Here is a 420-nt window from a genome sequence, read left to right on the forward strand (position 1 = left end):
GACAGCGTGTCGATCGTCTTCTTCAATGCCGCGAGCCGGCTGCTCAACTGGTCGATCTGGTCAAGGAGAGCGCTGCAGATGTCACGGACCAGATCCGGCAGGTCTGCGCTCTCGTCCTCGACGATCTCTGCCAGACGTGGCAGGTGGCCGATGCCTTGCGGAGCAACATAACCGAACTCATAGAGGTGCGCGCGCAGCGCATTCACCAATTCGGTTCGCTGATTCACGAACTGCTCTCTGGTGCGAAACACGATAGCCCGGGACTGCTGCTCCTTGGTCTTCGGTTCGACAAAGCGCATTGTCGGTCGTTGCGCTGCTTCGACGATCGCCTCCGCATCTGCGACGTCGTTCTTCTCTGGTTGCCGCCCTTGATGCAAGAAGCCTTCCAACCTGATGTGCCGGTGATCGAGTGCGTTCTTC

At 59.0% G+C, this 420-nt stretch carries 1 protein-coding gene; it reads right to left on the minus strand.

Going from position 1 to position 420, the window contains the following annotated elements; genetic code table 11:
• A partial coding sequence (locus AC0L3D_RS36960; protein WP_473647569.1) for an IS110 family transposase occupies nucleotides 1–420 on the minus strand: 420 nt, incomplete at both ends.

This window comes from Mesorhizobium sp. WSM4837 (assembly GCF_055811435.1).